This is a genomic window from Halomonas sp. AOP43-A1-21, assembly GCF_052376775.1.
Lineage (GTDB): Bacteria > Pseudomonadota > Gammaproteobacteria > Pseudomonadales > Halomonadaceae > Vreelandella > Vreelandella colorata.
Window position 1 is genome coordinate 1 of sequence record NZ_JBQSWC010000086.1, and the last position, 1,202, is coordinate 1,202.

Below are 1,202 nucleotides of genomic sequence, written 5' to 3' on the forward strand. Positions count from 1 at the left end.
CACTGCTGTCCCATAAACATTAATAAATGAAAAAGCCTGGATCCAAGTGAGTAAAATGAGAGTGCGACCAAACACTCTACTCATAAAGGATTCAGGCTTTGTCTCATCATAACACCGCATTTCATCAGTTGCTCCAGCCGTTATCCCGACATGATTTCGAACGTCTCGCTCGTGAGCACCACGTTGGGCAAAAACTGCGTTCTGCATCACGCTGGGATCAGTTTGTCGGGCTTTCCATGTCTCAAATTGCTGGCCGTCAAAGTCTGCGGGATATCGAGTCCAGCCTGACCAGTCAACGGCACAAGTTGTATCATCTCGGCGCTAAGCCCATTGCCCGTTCCACCCTGGCACGTCTCAATGAGCAGCAACCGGCCGAACTCTATGAAGCCGTCTTCTATAAGCTACTACAGCGTTGTTCTATTCGTTCAAATGCACACAAGTTTCGCTTCAAAAATCCGCTTTATTCACTCGACGCCAGCACCATCGATCTGTCATTGAGCCTCTTCCCCTGGGCTAAAATTCATCAATCCAAGGCCGGGGTAAAACTGCACACCGGCCTGAACAATGCCAGCCTGATCCCTGAATTCGTCGCCTTGAGCGAGGGCCGGGAAAACGATCTGATTCAAGGTCGACAGTTCAACTTTCCAGCGGGTAGCATCCTCGCCTTTGATAAGGGCTATGTTGATTACCGCTGGTATGGTGAGCTTACAAAACAAAAGGTTAGTTTCGTCACGCGGCTGAGACCTAAGGCTGTTTACCAGGTGCAGCTATCCAAGCCTGTGCGTGCTGATGGGCCCGTTGAATATGATCAGGTGATTGAATTGAGCAGTCAGCACGCGCTAAAACAGGGCGCGCCGCGACTTCGTTTAGTGGGATACGTCTGTCCGGACAGTGGTAAGCATTTTCGCTTTATCACGAACAACTTCAAGCTGGCAGCGACAACGATTGCCGCCATCTACAAGGATCGTTGGCAGGTCGAGCTCTTCTTCAAAGCCCTCAAACAAAACCTGAAAATAAAGGCCTTTTTAGGTAACAGTAAGAATGCTGTGCTGACGCAGATTTGGATTGCCATGATCTGCTATCTGTTACTCTCGTTTGCACGTCACAGTGCCCAAAAAGGCTGGAGCGTTCAGCGCATTATGCGCACGCTCCAAGTAAGCTTGTTCGAAAGAATCCCGCTTTGGGCTCTCATGAATCCGCCA

General features: G+C 49.8%; 1 protein-coding gene. It reads left to right on the forward strand.

The window, feature by feature from the left end:
* Positions 1 to 98: 98 nt before the first annotated feature.
* On the forward strand, positions 99 to 1,202 hold a 1,104-nt coding region (locus ACT3R7_RS20645; protein WP_496199457.1), incomplete at its 3' end, for an IS4 family transposase.